The organism is Streptomyces sp. R35 (genome assembly GCF_041053035.1).
Lineage (GTDB): Bacteria > Actinomycetota > Actinomycetes > Streptomycetales > Streptomycetaceae > Streptomyces > Streptomyces lutosisoli.
Genome location: NZ_CP163440.1, coordinates 1504618 through 1522035, shown reverse-complemented (window position 1 = coordinate 1522035; position 17418 = coordinate 1504618). Strand labels below are relative to the sequence as shown.

General features: G+C 73.1%; 13 protein-coding genes and 2 pseudogenes. 7 read left to right on the top strand and 8 right to left on the bottom strand.

Translation table 11 applies throughout. The features are described from left to right. The first annotated feature begins 35 nt into the window (after positions 1–35). Complete coding sequence (locus AB5J50_RS07300) at positions 36–1082, top strand: lactonase family protein (protein ID WP_369256026.1); 1047 nt, start codon at positions 36–38, stop codon at positions 1080–1082. Positions 1083–1221: 139 nt separating this feature from the next. On the opposite strand, the gene AB5J50_RS07295 is transcribed toward AB5J50_RS07300, so the two are convergent. The 4 genes from AB5J50_RS07295 to AB5J50_RS07280 all read right to left on the bottom strand — a co-directional run bounded on the left by AB5J50_RS07295 (position 1222) and on the right by AB5J50_RS07280 (position 5268). Next, a complete protein-coding gene (locus tag AB5J50_RS07295) occupies positions 1222–2142 on the bottom strand; it encodes a hypothetical protein (RefSeq protein WP_327426805.1) in 921 nt (306 codons plus the stop codon). 217 nt (positions 2143–2359) lie between these two features. Further along, positions 2360–3346, bottom strand: a complete 987-nt coding sequence (locus tag AB5J50_RS07290; protein WP_369256023.1) for an N-acetylglucosamine kinase — start codon at positions 3344–3346, stop codon at positions 2360–2362. Next, complete coding sequence (locus AB5J50_RS07285) at positions 3343–4020, bottom strand: uracil-DNA glycosylase (protein WP_327426803.1); 678 nt, start codon at positions 4018–4020, stop codon at positions 3343–3345. The genes AB5J50_RS07290 and AB5J50_RS07285 overlap by 4 nt, the downstream gene beginning before the upstream one ends. Before the next feature lie 162 nt (positions 4021–4182). Next, entirely contained in the window at positions 4183–5268 is a 1086-nt protein-coding gene (locus tag AB5J50_RS07280; RefSeq protein WP_369256021.1) for a WD40/YVTN/BNR-like repeat-containing protein, read from the bottom strand. A gap of 271 nt (positions 5269–5539) precedes the next feature. Here AB5J50_RS07280 and AB5J50_RS07275 point away from each other — a divergent pair, with 271 nt between their 5' ends. Beyond that, positions 5540–6118, top strand: a complete 579-nt coding sequence (locus AB5J50_RS07275; RefSeq protein WP_369256019.1) for a hypothetical protein — start codon at positions 5540–5542, stop codon at positions 6116–6118. Positions 6119–6667: 549 nt separating this feature from the next. Here AB5J50_RS07275 and AB5J50_RS07270 read toward each other — a convergent pair. Further along, positions 6668–8710, bottom strand: coding sequence for a HEAT repeat domain-containing protein (locus AB5J50_RS07270; RefSeq protein ID WP_369256017.1), 2043 nt, complete (start codon positions 8708–8710; stop codon positions 6668–6670). 242 nt (positions 8711–8952) lie between these two features. Between AB5J50_RS07270 and AB5J50_RS07265 the strand changes: the two genes are divergently transcribed. Both AB5J50_RS07265 and AB5J50_RS07260 read left to right on the top strand, forming a co-directional pair. Beyond that, the gene (locus AB5J50_RS07265) at positions 8953–9336 is read left to right on the top strand and encodes an ArsR/SmtB family transcription factor (RefSeq protein ID WP_369256015.1); all 384 of its coding nucleotides are present in this window, start codon (positions 8953–8955) and stop codon (positions 9334–9336) included. Positions 9337–9381: 45 nt separating this feature from the next. Then, positions 9382–9782, top strand: a pseudogene (locus AB5J50_RS07260) (cation transporting ATPase C-terminal domain-containing protein); the annotation flags it as partial. On the opposite strand, the gene AB5J50_RS07255 reads toward AB5J50_RS07260, so the two are convergent. Beyond that, positions 9745–10467, bottom strand: a complete 723-nt coding sequence (locus AB5J50_RS07255; RefSeq protein WP_369265327.1) for a response regulator — start codon at positions 10465–10467, stop codon at positions 9745–9747. The pseudogene AB5J50_RS07260 and the gene AB5J50_RS07255 sit on opposite strands and share 38 nt — an antisense overlap. Positions 10468–10472: 5 nt before the next feature. Continuing rightward, complete coding sequence (locus AB5J50_RS07250) at positions 10473–11885, bottom strand: sensor histidine kinase (protein WP_369256013.1); 1413 nt, start codon at positions 11883–11885, stop codon at positions 10473–10475. A 191-nt stretch (positions 11886–12076) separates the two neighbouring features. On the opposite strand from AB5J50_RS07250, the gene AB5J50_RS07245 reads away from it, so the two are divergent. The 3 genes from AB5J50_RS07245 (at position 12077) to tatA (ending at position 15511) form a co-directional block, all read left to right on the top strand. Then, a complete protein-coding gene (locus tag AB5J50_RS07245) occupies positions 12077–12769 on the top strand; it encodes an ABC transporter ATP-binding protein (RefSeq protein WP_369256011.1) in 693 nt (230 codons plus the stop codon). Further along, the gene (locus AB5J50_RS07240; protein ID WP_369256010.1) at positions 12766–15111 is read left to right on the top strand and encodes an ABC transporter permease; all 2346 of its coding nucleotides are present in this window, start codon (positions 12766–12768) and stop codon (positions 15109–15111) included. Before AB5J50_RS07245 ends, AB5J50_RS07240 begins: the two co-directional genes overlap by 4 nt. Before the next feature lie 142 nt (positions 15112–15253). Next, a complete protein-coding gene (gene tatA, locus AB5J50_RS07235) occupies positions 15254–15511 on the top strand; it encodes a Sec-independent protein translocase subunit TatA (protein WP_369256008.1) in 258 nt (85 codons plus the stop codon). Between the two features lie 25 nt (positions 15512–15536). On the opposite strand, the pseudogene AB5J50_RS07230 reads toward tatA, so the two are convergent. Next, positions 15537–17192 (bottom strand): annotated as a pseudogene (locus tag AB5J50_RS07230) (phosphatidylglycerol lysyltransferase domain-containing protein); the annotation flags it as partial. Positions 17193–17418 lie beyond the last annotated feature (226 nt).

Sequence of the window (17418 nt, the reverse complement as noted above, 5' to 3'; positions counted from 1 at the left end):
GCCCCGGAACGGCGCAGGACCGAGAGGGGTCAGCAGTGGCAGACGGCGGCAGGCGGCAACAGCGGGCGTTCATCGGCTCGTTCACGGCGGCGGGAGGCCTCGGCGTCCTCACCGCGGCCGTGGACCCGGGCAGCGGCGCGCTGACCGTCCTGAGCGCGGTGGACGGCGTCCCCGACCCCTCGTATCTCGCCCTGTCGGCCGACCGGGACATGCTCTACGCGGTCAGCGAGACGGCCGACGGCGCCGTGGCCGCGTTCCGCGTGCACGGCGACAAACCGGAACTCACCGGGCCGCCCGTGCCGGTCGGCGGCAGCGGTCCCACGCACCTCGGCCTGTTCGCCGGACACGTCCTGACCGCCAACTACGGCTCCGGCAGCGTCACCGCGGTACCCGTTCGCCCCGGCGGCGGCCTCGCGAGCGCCGCCTCCAGCGTGCTCCAGCACACCGGCTCGGGCCCGCACACCCCGCGCCAGCAGGGCCCGCACGCTCACCAGGTGCAGTCCGACCCGAGCGGCAGGTGGGCGGTGAGCGTCGACCTCGGCACGGACTCCGTACGGGTGTGCGCGCTGGACGGCGGAACGCTCACGCTGCACCGCGAGATCGCCCTGCGCCCCGGCTCAGGACCCCGCCACCTCGTCTTCCATCCGCGCGGCGAACACGCGTACGTCCTCAACGAACTCGCCCCCACTATCACCGTCTGCCGCTGGGACACCGCCGAAGGCTCGCTGCGGCCCGTCGGCGAGACGCCGGTGCTGTCGGGCGTCCCGGACGGTGACGCGTACCCGTCGGGCATCGTCGTGTCGCCCGACGGGCGCTTCGTGTGGACCGCCACCCGCGGCCAGGACGTCGTCTCCGTGCTCACGCCCGACGCGGTCGGAGAGGGGCTGCGGCTGGTCGCCACCGTGCCCTGCGGCGGCACCTGGCCCCGTGCGCTGGCCATCGACCCCTCGGGCCGCTTCCTGTACGCCGCGAACGAGCGCTCCGGCGACGTCACCTGGTTCGTGGTCGACCCGGACACGGGTGTGCCGCGCCGCGGCGGTTCGGTGCAGGCTCCGGCGGCGTCCTGCGTGGTCTTCGGCTGACCTCGCGTCGTGCGCCCGTAGGCGCGCATGTGCGTGCGCACGGGAAAGGGCCCGCTCCTGCGCGAGGAGCGGGCCCTTTCCCGTGTACTGGTCGTACGGGTTGATCTGGTCGTACGGGTGGTACCGGCGAACCGGACGGCTAGTGGATCGGCGCGCCCTGCGGCTGCTGCGGGGCGATACCCAGCGCCGTCGTGTACTTGGCCAGCGCGAGCTTGCCGATCGCCGGGTACGGGCCGAGCGCCTCGGCGGCGGAGCAGCCCGCCTCCTTGGCGGCCGCGTCGAGCAGACCCGCGTCGAGCTCGGGACCGATCAGATACGGCGCGAGCGCCAGCTGCTGGGAGCCCGAGCCGCGCAACTGCTCGGCGGTGGCCGCGATCGCGCCCTCCTCGTCGAGCGCCGCCGCCATCACCGGCACGGCGAGCCGCGCGGCGAGCAGCATGCCGGTGATCCCGGCGGCCTGCACGGCCTCCTCGCCGCCCACGGAGGCCAGGATGATGCCGTCCGCGGCGGTCGCCACGGTGAACAGCCGGGCGCGGTCGGCACGGGCCAGGCCCGCCTCCGACAGGCGCACGTGCAGCGCCTCGGCGAGCAGCGGGTGCGGGCCGAGCACATCGGTCAGATCGGCCGCGACACGGCTGTCCATGACGGCCTGGCGGATCCGGCGCAGCAGCGCGTTGTCCGGGCTGGCGAGCAGCGGCACCACGACGGCGACGGGGCCGTCGGGCTCGGTCACGTCAGCACCGGCGGCGCGGGCCTGCTCGAAGCGTGCGACACGCTCCTCGGCGGCGTGCGTCAGCACGGACTGCAGCGTCGGGAATTCGTCATTCCCGTCGAGGTACCCGATCCGGGCGTCGAGGCCGGGCAGCTCGGAGCGCGCGATGCTCACGACCTCCTCGGCGAGGCTGCGCGTGGCGGCGCTGGGCGGGCCCGGCACCGCGAGGACGAGCGCGGGCGCACCCTCGGGAGCCGCCAGGGGCTCGGGACGGCGGTGCCGCCCGGGCTGGCGGGGTCGCGGCATTCGTACTGGCAGGCCGGACGCGGGCCCAGTGGGGGAGCTCATGGCGTCGCATGTTACTGGCTTCCTGGGCTCCCCTGTTCGGGGAGGGTGCAGGTGAGCGGTATCCGTCCGCTTTTGTCTGATGAGTTACATACAGATCAGAAGTGATCAGTACCAACCCACTTGCCTGTCCTGTGATATGTGGCGACGCCCGGGACGGGCATGGCACCGGCCTCACGTGTCCGACAGGGCGGATCAATCACCCTTTTTTGGTCATGTCCTACTCCGTCACCACGTACAGCATCCGCTCGTCGCAGGGGAGCGCGAGCCGGTCTCCGGCCAGATCGACGGCGATGAGCACGGCGCCGTGCAGCGGGTCGCCGGCGGGCGGTACCAGCCTGGCGTGGGGCAGTTGCTCCGCCAGCCCCTCCCGCAGCGGTACGAGGAGGGGGTCCCCCATCTTGAACAGGCCACCGGTGCAGGCGATCAGGGCCTCGTCGGTGTCCGGGCAGACCGCGGCCGCCGACTCGGCCATGTACCGGGCGGCCGTGCGCAGGACGCCCGACGCCACCGGGTCGCTCGCGGCGCAGGCGGCCACCTCCGGTGCGAAGGAGGCGAGTACGGCGGGACGGTCCGTGCGCGGATACAGCTTGCCCGGCAGGGTCGGCACCGGGCCGAACATCTCCTCCGCCCGCGCCAGCAGCGCCGACGATCCGCCGGGGCGTCCGTCGAAGGCCCGTACGGCCGCTTCGAGCCCGGCGCGACCGATCCACGCCCCGCCGCCGCAGTCGCCGAGGAGATGACCCCAGCCGTCCGCCCTGCGCCAGCTCACCAGGTCCGTGCCCACCGCGATCATGCCGGTGCCCGCGGCGAGGACCGCGCCCGGCCGTGGTCCGAGCGCACCCGTGTACGCGGTGACCGCGTCGGCGGCCAACGCGAGCCGCCGTACGCCCAGTTCCCGCTCCAGCGCCGACGGCAGCGCGGCGCGCAGTTCGTCGCCCAGTGTGGCCAGGCCGGCGGCTCCGACGGCGACCGCACGGAGCGTGTCCACCCCGCACTCGGTCATCAACTGCCGGGCCATCGGAAGCAGTTGCTCCAGCAGGTGCCCGGCGTCGATGCCGCGCGGGCCCGTACGGACCGGTTCCCCGGAGGCCAACGGACCCGGGCGGGCCCCCTCGTGGTCGCCGGGGACCGCGAGCACCGCGCGCAGCCCCGAACCCCCCGAGTCCACGGCCAGCACACCGGTGTGCCCGCCGGGGTGCGTCACGGCAGACGCCAGTCCACCGGCTGTGCTCCCTGCCTGGCCAGCAGGTCGTTGGCCCGGCTGAACGGGCGGGAGCCGAAGAAACCGCGGTCCGCCGACATCGGGGAGGGGTGCGCGGACTCGACCGACGGCAGGTCGCCCAGCAGGGGCCGCAGATTGCGGGCATCGCGCCCCCACAGGATCGACACCAGCGGACGCCCCCGCGCCGCCAGCGCCCGTATCGCCTGTTCGGTGACCTCTTCCCAGCCCTTGCCGCGGTGCGCCGCGGGGCTGCGCGGGGCCGTGGTGAGCGCCCTGTTGAGCAACAGCACGCCCTGCCCGGTCCACGGGGTGAGGTCGCCGTTGGACGGCTGGGGCAGCCCCAGGTCGGTGTTGAGCTCGCGGTAGATGTTGATCAGGCTGCCGGGCAGCGGACGCACATCCGGCGCGACCGAGAACGACAGCCCCACCGCGTGCCCCGGGGTCGGGTAGGGGTCCTGGCCGACAATCAGGACGCGGACGTCGTCGAAGGGCTGTTGGAAGGCGCGCAGGACATTCGCCCCCGCCGGGAGATAGGTGCGTCCCGCGGCGATCTCCGCGCGCAGGAAGTCGCCCATCTCGGCGATCCGTCCGGCCACGGGTTCCAGGGCTTTCGCCCAGCCCGGTTCGACGATTTCATGCAACGGTCGTGGTGCCACGGGCGTCACCCTACTGCCGTACACGCGGCGGAGATCAACCGGTGGCCGTCGGACGACCGAGGATGACCGGTCCGTTGACGAACCGGGTACCCGCGAGACAAGGTGCGCGTCTTCATCGTCCGGTGGAGCCTCCCGAAGGGTGTGGGTGGGATCTTCCGGGCCTCAGGCGACGACCGCGGCGCGTACGCAGAGCACATCCGGCAGGTGCGAGGCCAACTGCCGCCAGCTGTCGCCGTCGTCGGCCGACGCGTACACCTCGCCGTTGCGGTTGCCGAAGTACACGCCCGCCGGGTCCGCGCCGTCGGTGCAGAGCGCGTCGCGCAGGACCGTGCCGTAGTGGTCCTCGGTGGGCAGTCCGGCCGTCAGCGGCTCCCAGCTCTTGCCCGCGTCCGCCGTGCGGAAGACACGACAGCGCCGGTCGGCCGGGACGCGGTCCTCGTCGGCGTTGATCGGGAAGACGTACGCCGTGTCGCCGCGGTGCGGATGCGTGGCTGCCGCGAACCCGAAGGTGGACGGCAGGCCCGCGCCGATGTCGGTCCAGTGCCCGCCCGCGTCGTCGCTGCGGTACACCCCCCAGTGGTTCTGCAGATACAGCCGGTCCGGAGTCGCCGCGTCCTGCGCGATCTTGTGCACGCACTGGCCGAACTCCGGGTTCGGATCAGGAAGGAACACCGCGGAGACACCGGAGTTGGAGGGCGCCCAGCTCGCGCCGCCGTCCTTGGTGCGGAACACCCCGGCCGTGGAGACGGCGACCGTCACGGCTCGTGGGTCGCGCTGGTCGGTGAGGATGGTGTGCAGTCCCTCCCCGCCGCCGCCCGGTACCCACTTCGAGCGAGTCGGGTGCTCCCAGAGTGGACGGACCAGCTCGAAGGACTCGCCCCGGTCCTCCGAGCGGTACAGCGCGGCCGGCTCCGTGCCCGCGTACACGACGTCCGGTTCGGCGGCCGCCGGGTGCAACTGCCACACCCGCTCCAGCGAAGCGCCCGTGTCCTTGGGGAACTTGACGGCGGCCTTGGCCGGCTCGGTCCACGTCCGGCCCAGGTCGTCGGAGTGGAAGACGGACGGGCCCCAGTGCGCGCTGTCCCCTCCAACCAGCAGCCGCGTGTTCTGGCCCCTGGTGTCGATCGCGACCGAGTACACGGCCTGCGCGTTGAAGTACGGACTCTCGTCGAACTCCCAGGTGCCGCCGCGTCGGCGTCCGATGAAGAGCCCCTTACGAGTGCCCACGGTGAGCAGTACGTCGGCCATGTCGGCCACCTCCGCGACGTCGTTGTCTCAGACACGGGCCAGTCTGCACCTCGCCACTGACAGTCACCTCTGGACGCGGCATCTCCGCAGGTCAGTCCGGTGGTGTCGATGCTTGGCCGGGATTCACGGGCGGTCACCGCCGAGCGGCGGCGCGGGGTGCCGGGACACCGGGTGCGGACGAGCCGGGGGACTCGGCTGAGCATCGGAGGGGCCGAGCGCGTATGGGAGGGAGATGTGGCAGATCCGTGCGGTTGTGAGGAGGATGCCATTGATGGCGGCATTCCGTGGTCCGAAGGTGTGGCTGTGGCGGTGGCGGCGCAACCCGCTACGGCGGCGCAGCGATGCCCTGGAGGCCTGGGTCGTGCTCGTCGCCTGGGCGGTCACGGTGCTCGGCGGCGTGTTCACGGGCCTCGCGGCCACGCAGGCCGTGGAGCACGGTCTCGCCCAGGAGCGCGCCGAGTGGCGTTCCGTCGCGGCCCTGCTCACCGAGGACGCGCCGGATGAGGGCGCCACGGAATCCGCCGGTGACCTCGTCTGGGCGAAGGTGCGCTGGACCGCGGCGGACGGCTCTCCGCGCGCGGGCCAGGCGCGGGTGTTCGCCGGCACCGTCGCGGGCACCTCGGTGACCGTCTGGACCGACCCGGACGGCCGCCTGGTCACCAGGCCCGCCACCGCGTCCCAGGCCAGACTGCGGGCCTCCCTCGTCGGCGTCCTGGTGGGCGTGAGCGCGGCGGGCGTGCCCTTCGTGTGCGGGCGGCTCGTCCGTGGCCGTCTGGAACGCCGGCGCATGGAGCAGTGGGACCAGGAGTGGGAGCGGATCGGACCCCTGTGGGGGCGGAAGACGAGCTGAGCGGGCTGCGGGCCGGCGGTGCGTCGCGCACCGTCTGGACCTCGCCTCAGGGCCGACCGGGCCCTCGGCTGGGCCGGTCGGCCCGTGCCGGGACCGGCCGCAGGGCGCCATGCTGATGGCCGGCAGGGGAGAAGCCCGACACCGGAGTAGCCCCACACCGGAGAAGCCTCCGCGACGGCCTCGCCCACTCCGACGGCCCGGCCGCCGACCCGGCCGCCCGGGTCACGGAGGGCCGCCGCGGAGGGCCGCCGCGGAGGGCAGGCGCGAAGGGCCGGCGCACGGGACGAAGGCGGGCACCCGGATGAGGCGGGCACCCGGATGAGGCGGGCACTCGGACGAGGCGGGTACCCGGCCCTTCCCGTGCGGCACAACTGAGCGTCGGCCCGCGCTGTGCCGCACCACGTCCGCGCTTCCGTGGCACCGTCCACCGGACGCGCGGACGTGTCTCCGTCCGCCCGCGCACACGTGCGCCGACCGTGCGCCGTCGCGAGCTGCGAGTGATCCCCAGTCCGTGCGCGGGGCGGTCGGCGGGGCCCGGAGCCGTGCACGCTATATGGCGTCCAGTGCCGCGCGGCAGGTGTGCAGGAGTCGTTCGTCCTCAAGGATGTCGTGGCTGCCGTAGCCGCCGGAACGCCGAGCCCGGTGCCGACGTGGTGCGGCGAGTTCAGCGTGGACCAGATCGTGGGCGGGCGCTGCCGCGGTGCCCATCCGGAGCAGGCACGCGGCGATCGTGCCTCGGGTGTACGCGTTCTGCCGCCAGGCGGAGCGGAGCGCCGGAAGGACGGGTTCGGGATCCCCGTCGATGTCCCACAGCGCGCACGCGGCAGCCGTCCGCTCCCACACCTCGGCGGATTCGGCCAGGCGGCGCAGTTCCGGGAGTGCGGGGGCGGCCAACGGTCCCAGGCGGCCCAGGGCTTCGGCGGCCATCCGTGGATGACCCGCCTCCTCCGCGGTCAACTCCCCCAACAGCGGCGGAAGTACGGCCTCCACGTCTCCTGTCACCGACCAGAGCGCGGTGGCCGCCGTGACGGCGCGCTCGCCGTCCAGCAGCTCGCGCAGCGCCGGTATCGCCTCACGAGCGTCCGTCCCGAACGTCCCGAGCGTTCTGGCGAGCGCCTCCACGAGCGAGTCCCGGAACCGCAGATCGCGCGGCATGCCGTGCAGCAGCCGCAGCACTTCCGGTACGGCGGCGCCGTACCGCAGCCTGCCGAGGGCGGACAGCAGCGGGGCGGCCCGGTTGTACGTTTCCGGGGAGTCGAGGGGGACGTCGCCGAGCCGCTCCCGCAGCAGGGGGGCCAGCTGTTCGGCCGCCGGGCCCAGGTACTCGACCGTGTAGCCGATGTCGTTCGGAATGACGGGTTGGGCCAGCACCCGTGCGAGCGCCGGTACCGCCCGGGGATCCCCGGATCGCGCCAAGGCCTTCAGCGGGCGGCCCAGAGTCGTCGTCCCGCATCCCCAGGACTCCGGGGCCGCCTCGACAAGGGTGGCGAGGCGGTCGGCGGCCGGGACCGCCAGCGTGAACAGGGACTCCAGGACGGATACCGCGGCATCGCGCAACCGCTCCTCGTCCGAGGCGAGTTGCTCGCCGATCAGCGCGACCGGTTCCCCGTAGTCGGCGCGCCATTCACGGAACAGCCCCGCGGACATCCACACGGCATTGCACCGGTCGGCCGGATCGGCGCTGGTCAACTGCCCCTTGAGCAGGGCGATCCGGTCGGTGGTGCGGGCATCGAGCGCCGAGTGCAGCGTCCGCAGCAGCTGGGAGCCCTCTTCGTCCGCGGGCCGCAGGCGGCGCAGATGGCTGATGAGGGTGTCGGTGTCGGGCCGTTCGGGCTCGGCCGGCACCCGGGGGCGCTGTGAGCGGGCCCGGAGCAGGGCGACGACGGTGGGGACGAGGTCGGCGGGCAGGCGATCGGGTGCGCAGCCCGCGAGTTGACCGAGCGCGGCGAGCCTCAGCCCCGGGTCGTTCGGGGCGGCACTGAGCGCCATCAGGCAGTCCACCGCCGGACCGGCGGACTCGGTGTGCAGCCGTGCGAACAGTCCGAGGCCCTCGGCCAGTGCCAGCCGGACGCCACCCTCCCGCTCGTCGTCGAGTCGCTGCCTCAACAGGCCGAGCACGCGAGCCGGTTCGTCCAGAAACCGCACGAGCGCGCGAGGCACTGCCCGGCGTACCTCCGGGTCCCGGTCCGCGACCAGCTCGACGAAGACCGCGGCGCCCGCCCGTATCGCGGTCCGCGCCATCGCGTAGTTGTCGTGGCGGTCCTCCTCACCGGCGTCGAGCGAGATGTCGTCCTCGTCGAGGTCGAAGCCGTCCGCGTCCCCTCCGCCGATGCTGACGAGCAACTCCACGATGCCGCACCGGTCGGGGAGTTCGGCGTGCGTGACGAGCGCGAACAGGAACGGGATGCACGCGAGCGTCGAGTCGTACACATCGCCCTGGTGGTGCACCGCCCCGTACATCCCGTCGAGTGCGGTCTCCCGCTCCTGGGGGCACGGCGAGGCCAGTGCCCGCAGTATCCCCGGCACGTCCTCGGCGCTTCCGTAGGCATGCTGCATCGAGGCCCAGTCGACCTCGTCGATCCCCGTGAACACGGCGTCCTCCCCAGGCGTAAAGCAATTGATCGCGAGTGTGCACCACAGCACTGACAGTGACGCCCGGGAGCCACGTCGGCGATGGCCGCGATCGAGCCGACACCCGCTCGGCCTCCGGCCGGAGGCGCCCCGTTCCACTGGGCGCACGGCGCCGGGACGGCCCTCGGGGGCACCGTCGGTGGCGCCCTGGACTGGGGCGATTCATACGGGACGGCCGGCCGGCGGGACGGGAGGACGCAGCGGTGGCGGCAGAGGCCGGCGGCTTGAAGGATCCGTCCGCCGAGGTGCTGGCGGAGGCGGCCGCGGCCTTCGGGCTGCTCGCGTCCTCGGCGCGGCTGCACATCGTCTGGGCGCCGGCGCAGGGCGAGAGCGATGTGACCGGGCTCGCGGAGCGGGTCGGCGGGGCACTGCCCGCGGTGAGCCAGCACCTGACCAAGCTGAAACTCGCCGGTCTCGTGCGGTCCCGGCGCGAGGGCCGGAGGCAGACCTACTTCGTCGACGACCCGGACGTGGTGACGGTCGTACGGCTCATGGTCGGCCAGCTGTGGGACCGCGCCGAACGCGCCGACGCCACCGACCCCGTCGGGCAGGGTTCGGCGCATCGCATCCGTGGCCTCGGCGCCTGAGACCGCCGCGACGGCGGTGGGGCAGCGCCGCCCGGGCGGGAGCGCGCCGCAGGCCTGCTGCTGCCCTTCCTGCCGATGCTCCCCGCGCAGGTCCTGGAACAGAACCTGTGCTTCGACGCGGCACAGCTCGCCTTCGCGTACGACCGTCCGCACCCGGACCCGCCGCGCCGCCCCACCGTGCTGCTGACCCGTGCCTTCCTGCGCTTCATCACCGGCTTCGGCGCGCTCGACGCAGTCGCCGACCTGGCCGGCTTCGCGGTGCTCGCGCTCGTCCTGAACGGGCCGGACACCATGGACGACGCCATGTCATTCCACTCCGGCCGGTTCACCGAGACCTGATGACCCAGGCCCTGATCATGCTGTTCTACGTGCTCCTCGTCGCGGTCCTCACCCAGTACGCAGTCGCGCTCACGGCCGCCCGGAGGGGAGCGGTCCGCTCGGGGTGACGAGACCCGTTTCGTAGGCGGTGACGACCGCCTGGACGCGGTCGCGGAGGCCGAGTTTGGCGAGGATGCGGGCGACGTGGGTCTTGACGGTCGTCTCGGCGAGGTGGAGACGGGCGGCGAGCTCGGTGTTGCTCAGGCCCTGGGCGAGCAGGCGCAGGACTTCGAGTTCGCGCGGGGTCAGCGCGGCGAGGTCGCGGTGGAGCGCGGCGGCTCCGGGGCCGCGGCGGGCGTACCTCTCGACCAGGCGGCGGGTGATGGCCGGCGCCAGCAGCGCGTCGCCGGTGCGGACCATACGGACGGCGGAGACCAGGTGTTCGGGCGTGACGTCCTTGAGGAGGAATCCGCTGGCTCCGGCGGACAGCGCCGCGTAGACGAGGTCGTCGAGGTCGAACGTGGTCAGGATGATCACGCGCGGTGCGTCGGGGGCGCCGTCCAGGACGCGGCGGGTCGCCTCCAGGCCGTCCAGCTCCGGCATCCGGATGTCCATCAGGACGACGTCGGGCCGGGTCCGCCGGACGGCGGCGACGGCTTCGGCTCCGTTGGACGCCTCGGCGACCACATCGATGCCGTCGGCGGTGAGGATCATCCGGAAGCCGGTACGGGCCAGCGTCTGGTCGTCGGCGACCACCACGCGCAGCGGCCGCTCCGGCACCGCTCGGCCTCCGAGAGGGTCGCTGTGGTGCACCGGGGTCACTCCGTCTCCAGGGGGATCAGCGCGGTCACGCGGTAGCCGCCGGTGGGACGCCGTCCCGCGTGCAGGGTGCCGCCGTAGACGGCGAGCCGCTCGCGCAGGCCGAGCAGGCCGCGGCCGTTTCCGGTGGCCGCGGCGGCGTCCGCGGTGCCTCCGGTGTCCAAGATGTCGACCCGCAGCCGGTCGGCGCCGTACTCCACGGCCACCGTCGCCGTCGAACCGGCCGCGTGCTTCACGATGTTGGTCAACGCCTCCTGCACCACCCGGTACGCCGCCAGGCCGACCCCGGACGGCAGGGCACGGGGTGACCCGGTGACCGTCAACTCGACGGGTACGCCGGAGCCGCGCACTCTTCCGACCAGGGAGTCCAGTTGGTCCAGGCCCGGCTGGGGCGCGAGGTCCGCGGTGGCGGCCGGGTCCGGGCCGTCGGCTTCCATTGTCAACAGGCCCATGGCGTGGCGCAGTTCGGCCATCGCCGCCCGGCCGCCGGACTCCACGGCGAGCAGCGCCTCGCGGGCCTGCTCGGGCGCGATGTCCATGACCTTGCGGGCGGCGCCGGCCTGGATGACCATCACGCTGACGTTGTGGGTGACGACGTCGTGGAGTTCGCGGGCGATGCGGGCGCGTTCGCGTTCGGCGGCGCGGCGCAGTTCCTCGGCCCGCTCGCGTTCCAGGGCCGACATCCGTTCCCGGCTCTCGTCCGCCCGGAGTTTCCATATGCGCAGCCCGTTCGCCGTCACCACCAGCGGGACCAGGATCAGCAGCGTGACGTACTGGGTGGGGACCGTGGGCGGCACAGAGTCCCCGAGGGTGCCGACCGACTCCCCGACGGTGCCGACCGTGAACGCCGTCACCGGCAGGCTCGCCAGCGTGGCGACGCGGTAGGGGCCGAAGGCCGCCGCGCTGTAGGCGGCGACGACACAGGGGTAGAAGACGATCCGCTGCGCGTCGTGCGGCGTCAGGGCGGCCGCGCCCGTGACGATCCACAGCACCGCGAGCGGATACCGGCGGCGGAACACCAGCGGGGCCGAGGCGATGACCGCCAGGGCCAGCGCGGCGACGAGGCTGCCGGTGGCCGTCGGGACCAGTGGGGCAACGCCGTCATGAGCGTGGCGCAGCCGGTCCGCCCCATGGACCGCGGCCCATGGGACCAGGGTGATGCCGAGGACCAGCGTCAGAGTGACGTCGAAGGCGAGGCCGCGACGGGTGGGCCGCGGCAGCGGGCCGGTCTGGAGCCTCAACAGCCGTACCGCTTCCCGCAGAGGGTGGCGCGACGGGTGGTGCTCGGGCGGCCGGGCCACGCCCCCGTCCCAGGGCGGGCGCCTCAACACCCGGGCCCCGCCCCGCAGTCGCTCCGCCACCGACGCGCTCATCACCGGCCCATTCTCGCCGAGGTCCGCGCGCGACGGCATCCTCCTTACCGACCCCTGTCCGGCCTCCGCATACCTCGCTCGCCTACATCTCAGGGATGACCCGGGGCGTCCTCGTCCGGACGCGGTACCGGAAATGACTCGGCAGACCGACGCGCCCGTAGCGGCAGCGCGCCTAGCGTCCGACGGGCCACACGGCCACATGGCCAGTTGTACGGACCCAGGGAGACACCATGACCACGCCGGTGATCGAACTGCGCGACGTGAGTCGCGCCTACGACGACGGGCCGCCCGCGCTGCACGACGCGTCGCTGACCGTCCGGACCGGTGAGGCGGTCGCGATCCTCGGTCCCTCCGGCAGCGGCAAGTCCACGCTGCTCAACCTGATCGCGGGCCTGGACCGGCCGGACACCGGAACGGTCACCGTGGACGGCGTACGCGTCGACGGGCTGGGCGAGGCCGCGGCGGCGCGCTACCGGCGGGCCAAGATCGGCATGGTGTTCCAGTTCTTCAACCTGCTCGACGACCTGACCGTCGCCGACAATGTCGTCCTGCCGGCCCAACTGGCGGGCATGGCACGCAAAGAGGCATACCGGCGTGCTGCGGAACTGCTCGAAACGCTCGGCATCGACCGGCACGCCCGCGCCTACCCGGGCCGCCTGTCCGGCGGCGAGCGCCAACGCGTCGCGGTGGCAAGGGCCCTGATGAACCGTCCGCCCCTGCTGCTGGCCGACGAGCCGACCGGCGCGCTGGACACGGCCTCCGGGGAGGACGTGAGCGACCTGTTCACCGAGCTCAACGCCGACGGCCAGACCCTGGTCGTGGTCACCCACGACCTGGCCCTGGCCCGGTCGTGCACGACCCGCACGATCCAGCTCGTCGACGGCCGGATCACCGAGGACGTCCGGCCGGAGGCGGTCCGATGACCGCGCTGGGCCGCGTGGTGCGCTCGGGTGTCGGACGCCGTCGGGTGCAGTCACTCGTGATCGGGCTGACCATGATGATGGCGGTGACCGCGTCCGTCCTCGGCGGTTCCCTTCTGGTGGCCTCCAGCGCGCCCTTCGACCACGCCTTCGGCAAGCAGCACGGCGCGCATCTGTCCGTGCAGTTCGACGCGAGCCGGGCCACGGCCGCGCAGCTGTCCGCCTCGGCGGATGCGGCGGGGGTCGCTGAAGCGTCCGGCCCCTTCCGTACGGCGACGGTGACTCCGCACACCGACGAGGGCATCGACGGGTTGCCGATGACGGTCGTCGGCCGGAGCGGTCCGGGCGCCGGGGTCGACCAGGTCGTGCTGAACGAGGGACGGTGGGCGCGGCGCCCCGGCGAGATCGTGATCTCGGACGGTTCCCAGCCCTTCCTGGGCCTGGGCCGGCGGCTGACGTTCCCCGGTCTTCCCGGAGGCCCGACCCTGAAGGTGGTCGGGCTGGCCCGGTCGGCGAGCCGGACCGGCGAAGCGTGGGCGGTCCCCTCCCAGATCGCCGCGCTGACGCCGAAGGGCAGGGCCGGGGGCTACGAGATGCTGTACCGCCTCACCACGGCGGACACCGTCGCGAAGGTCGCCGCGGGCCGCCGCGCGGTGACCGCCGCCGTCCCCGCCGGGGCGGTGACCGGGGCGCAGTCCTGGCTGACCGTCAAGAAGGCGGCAGACCGCGAGACCGCGCTGTTCGTCCCGTTCCTCATCGCGTTCGGCATCCTGGGCCTGGTCATGTCGGTGCTCATCGTCGGCAATGTGGTCGCCGGGACGGTCGGTGCGGGGCTGCGGCGCATCGGCATCCTCAAGGCCGTCGGATTCACCCCGCTCCAGGTCGTACGGGCCTACGTGGGCCAAGCCCTGATCCCGGCCGCGATCGGCACCGCGCTCGGTGTCGTCGCGGGCCACCTCGCCGCCGTTCCGGTGCTGTCCGAGACCGCGAACGCCTACAGCACGGGCGGATTCGCCGTCGAGCCCTGGGTCGACGTCGCCGTGATCGCGGGGGCGCTGGGCCTCGTGACGGTCACGGCGTGGGCGGCCGCGTGGCGGGCGGGGCGGCTGCGCACGGTGGACGCGCTCGCGGTTGGCCGTACGCCGTCTCCCGGGCGGGGTCGAGGGGCGGCCGGGCTGGGTGCCCGGTTGCCGTGGTCGAGGCCGGTCGGCCTCGGGCTGGCCCGTCCCTTCGCCCGGCCCGCCCGGGCATCCGCCATGTGCGCGACCGTCGTGTTCGGCGCCGTGGCCGTCACCTTCGCCGTCGGTCTGGCCTCGTCGCTCGGCGAGGTGATGACCGCACGGGAGCACAACGCCGCCGACGTCACCATCGGCGTCTCGGGGCCGGGCCCCGTTCGCATGCCCGCCGAGAAAGCGGTCACGGCCGATCCACGAGCGATCGTCGCGGCCATCGACTCCCAGCAGGGGACCGGGAAGTACTACGGCATCGCCACGACACAGGCCACCGTCTCCGGAGCGGCCGGTTCCCTCAGTGTCTTCGCGTTCACCGGCGACGCGTCCTGGGGTGGCTACGAGATGGTCTCGGGGCGCTGGTTCGCGAAGTCCGGCGAGGCCGTGGTGCCGACGCCCTTCCTGACCGCCACGGGCACCGAGGTCGGGGACACCGTCATCCTGAACGACCACGGCAGTGCGGTCACCGTCCGGGTCGTCGGCGAGGTTCTCGACACGCACAACCAGGGCATGGAGGTGTTCACCGACCGGGCGACCCTCACGGCCGCGGAACCGGGCCTGCGGGTCGAGAGCCATCACATCGCGGTGAAGGCGGGCACGGACGTACCGGCGTACGTCCATCAGCTCAACGCCCGGCTGCGGCCCCTGGGAGTCACCGCCGAGGTCCGCAGCACAGCCGACGGGAGCGGAACGGTCGCCCTTCTCAACGCGCTGACGGCGATGCTCACGCTGATGCTCCTCTCCGTCGCAGGCCTGGGCGTGCTCAACGGCGTCGTCCTCGACACCCGCGAACGGGTCCGTGACCTCGGAATCCACCGGGCCCTCGGGATGACCCCGCGGCAGACCGTCGTCATGGTCGTGGCCTCGGTCGTCGTGACCGGGCTCGTCGGTGGCGCCCTCGGCGTGCCGCTCGGCGTGGCCCTGCACGGCTGGGTGATGCCGGCCATGGGGCACAGCGCCGGGCTGAACCTGCCCGACTCCGTCATCGCCGTCTACCGCACGCCCGAACTGGTCCTGCTCGCGCTCGGCGGGCTGTTCATCGCCGTTCTGGGCGCGCTGCTGCCGGCGGGCTGGGCGGCCCGGACCCGCACGGCCACCGCCTTGCGCACCGAATAGGAAAGGCCCTTCGGACCGAAGAGAAAGCGCGGAGGCGGCTGCTCCACCCCATGGTTGTACAGTCGCGCAAAGTAGCAACCATCATGGGGTGGCGGCCGGTCCGGCGCGCCCCCGACCGATGCGAGGAAGGGTGGGGGGCGCGATGCTCCGCAACGGACTGGAACCCTGGCACCTGCTGATCGTGGCGATCGTGCTCGTCGTGCTGTTCGGCTCGAAGAAGCTGCCCGACACCGCCCGCGCGCTCGGCAAGTCGATGCGCATCCTCAAGAGCGAGGCGAAGGCCATGAAGGACGAGAACCCCGAGTCGCCGGCACCGCAGGCGACGCCGGTGGTTGTCCGGGCAGCCGAGGAGCCGACCGTGCCTCACCCTGCCGCGGAGGCCTCGGGCGCCGCGCACTGAACCCACGCCGGGGCAGCGCGGGCGGGGTGAGGAACCCCTCCGCGCGCGCTGCGGCCATGCCGATGCGGGGGATGTCGCTGCTCTTCTCGAAGAGGATGTAGCGCGGTTCCCACACGGGCCGGTACTTGGCGTTGGCCCGGTAGAGGGATTCGAGCTGCCACCAGCGCGAGAGAAACGTCAGCACCGAGCACCACAGCCGCAGTACGGGTCCGGCGCCCAGCCGGGTGCCGCGCTCGAAGACGGACCGGAACATCGCGAAGTTCAGGGACACCCGCTCGACGCCGATCTCCTGGGCGCGCAGCAGCAGTTCGATGACCATGAACTCCATGAGCCCGTTCTCGGAGTTCCGGTCGCGGCGCATCAGGTCCAGCGACAGCCCCCGCTCGCCCCACGGCACGAAGCTCAGCACGGCCCGCGGCTCGCCCTCGCTGTCGTGGCACTCCAGCATGACGCAGCGCCCGTCGGCCGGGTCGCCGAGCCGTCCGAGCGCCATGGAGAAGCCACGCTCGGTCTCGCCGTCGCGCCAGTGGTCCGCCTTGTCGGTCAGGGCGGCCATCTCGGCCTCGGGGATGTCCGCGTGCCGCCGGACGCGCACGGTGTAACCGGCCCGGCGGACGCGGTTGTGCGCCTGTCGGACGCCCCGCATCGCGCGCCCCTCCAGGGTGAAGTCGGCCCGGTCCACGATGGCTTCGTCACCGAGTTCCAGGGCGTCCAGGCCATGCCGGGCGTAGATGGTGCCGGCCTCCTCGCCGGCGCCCATCACCGCGGGCGTCCACGCGTGCCGGCGCGCCTCCCTGAGCCATTCCTCGATCGCGCCGGGCCACGCCTCGGGGTCGCCGATCGGGTCGCCCGAGGCCAGGGTCACTCCGCCGACGACCCGGTAGGCGATCGCCGCCTTGCCGCTCGGGGACCACATGACCGCCTTGTCGCGGCGCAGTGCGAAGTACCCCAGTGAGTCCCGTTCGCCGTGCCGGTCCAGCAGCTCCCGCAGACGCGACTCGTCCTCCTCGCCCAGGAGTTCACGGCCGCGCGGCGCGCGGAAGCAGGCGTAGAGCACGAGGAGGAAGGTCGCGGCGATCAGCGCGTTGACCAGCACGTCCACCCAGCGGGGCGCGACGACGCTGTCGAAGCGGTCGGCGAGCGGGCCCACGCTGACCCCGCGCAGCAGGGTGTACGCGATCCGGTCGCCCAGCGGTGTCCCGGACACGCGGTTGGTGGCGCTCACGAGCAGAGTGCCGAGGGTGGCGCTGACCAGCAGGCCCCCGGCTCCCACCGCCAGGGCGAGCCGGGGGTTGGAGCGGTCCCCGACGGCGTGGAACTCCTTGCGCCCGAGCAGCAGGGCGGCGACGAAGAGACCGGTGAGCAGGGCGGAGATCCAGTTGAAGCCGTGCCGTTGATACCGCTCCTGGGTCAGCGCCACGACGTACAGCGCGAAGAGGGGGCCGGCCAGCAGCAGGTTGAAGATCCACGCGGCCCGTTTGCGGCGCCGCATCACGAGGGCGAGGAACAGGGCCAGCGCCGCCGAGATCAGCCCCGCGGTGGCCAGATAGGGGGTGAAGAACTCACCTCCGTTGTGCTCGTGCACCTCTTCGCGGAACGGCAGCGAGACCACCGCGACGATGTTGAGCAGCGCGAGCAGCCGCAGGTACCAGACGGTGAACGCCGCCGCCCGCAGGCGTATGGCGGTGGACGGCCGGCCGGGCGGGCCGAACCGGGGCGGCCTCGGGTTCCGCTGTTCCGGGATGAGCGCTGACTGTTGTACGGACACCGTGGAGCATCACCTTGGGAGAGGCCGGGCGAACCGGTGGGGGACAGAGGCGGGGAACCCTACATGTTGTAGGGAAGAAGAGGGTTATCGCGAGGCCGAGGGGTAAGGGAGTGGTAAGAGTTGCCGCGCAACTGGACTC

What these genes read in the sequence shown, in the direction of transcription:
- AB5J50_RS07240 (WP_369256010.1), top strand. Translation starts at nt 12,766, where the DNA reads ATGACCGCGCTGGGCCGCGTGGTGCGCTCGGGTGTCGGACGCCGTCGG.
- AB5J50_RS07280 (WP_369256021.1), bottom strand. Translation starts at nt 5,268, where the DNA reads ATGGCCGACGTACTGCTCACCGTGGGCACTCGTAAGGGGCTCTTCATC.
- AB5J50_RS07275 (WP_369256019.1), top strand. Translation starts at nt 5,540, where the DNA reads ATGGCGGCATTCCGTGGTCCGAAGGTGTGGCTGTGGCGGTGGCGGCGC.
- AB5J50_RS07245 (WP_369256011.1), top strand. Translation starts at nt 12,077, where the DNA reads ATGACCACGCCGGTGATCGAACTGCGCGACGTGAGTCGCGCCTACGAC.
- AB5J50_RS07250 (WP_369256013.1), bottom strand. Translation starts at nt 11,885, where the DNA reads ATGCCGTCGCGCGCGGACCTCGGCGAGAATGGGCCGGTGATGAGCGCG.
- tatA (WP_369256008.1), top strand. Translation starts at nt 15,254, where the DNA reads ATGCTCCGCAACGGACTGGAACCCTGGCACCTGCTGATCGTGGCGATC.
- AB5J50_RS07295 (WP_327426805.1), bottom strand. Translation starts at nt 2,142, where the DNA reads ATGAGCTCCCCCACTGGGCCCGCGTCCGGCCTGCCAGTACGAATGCCG.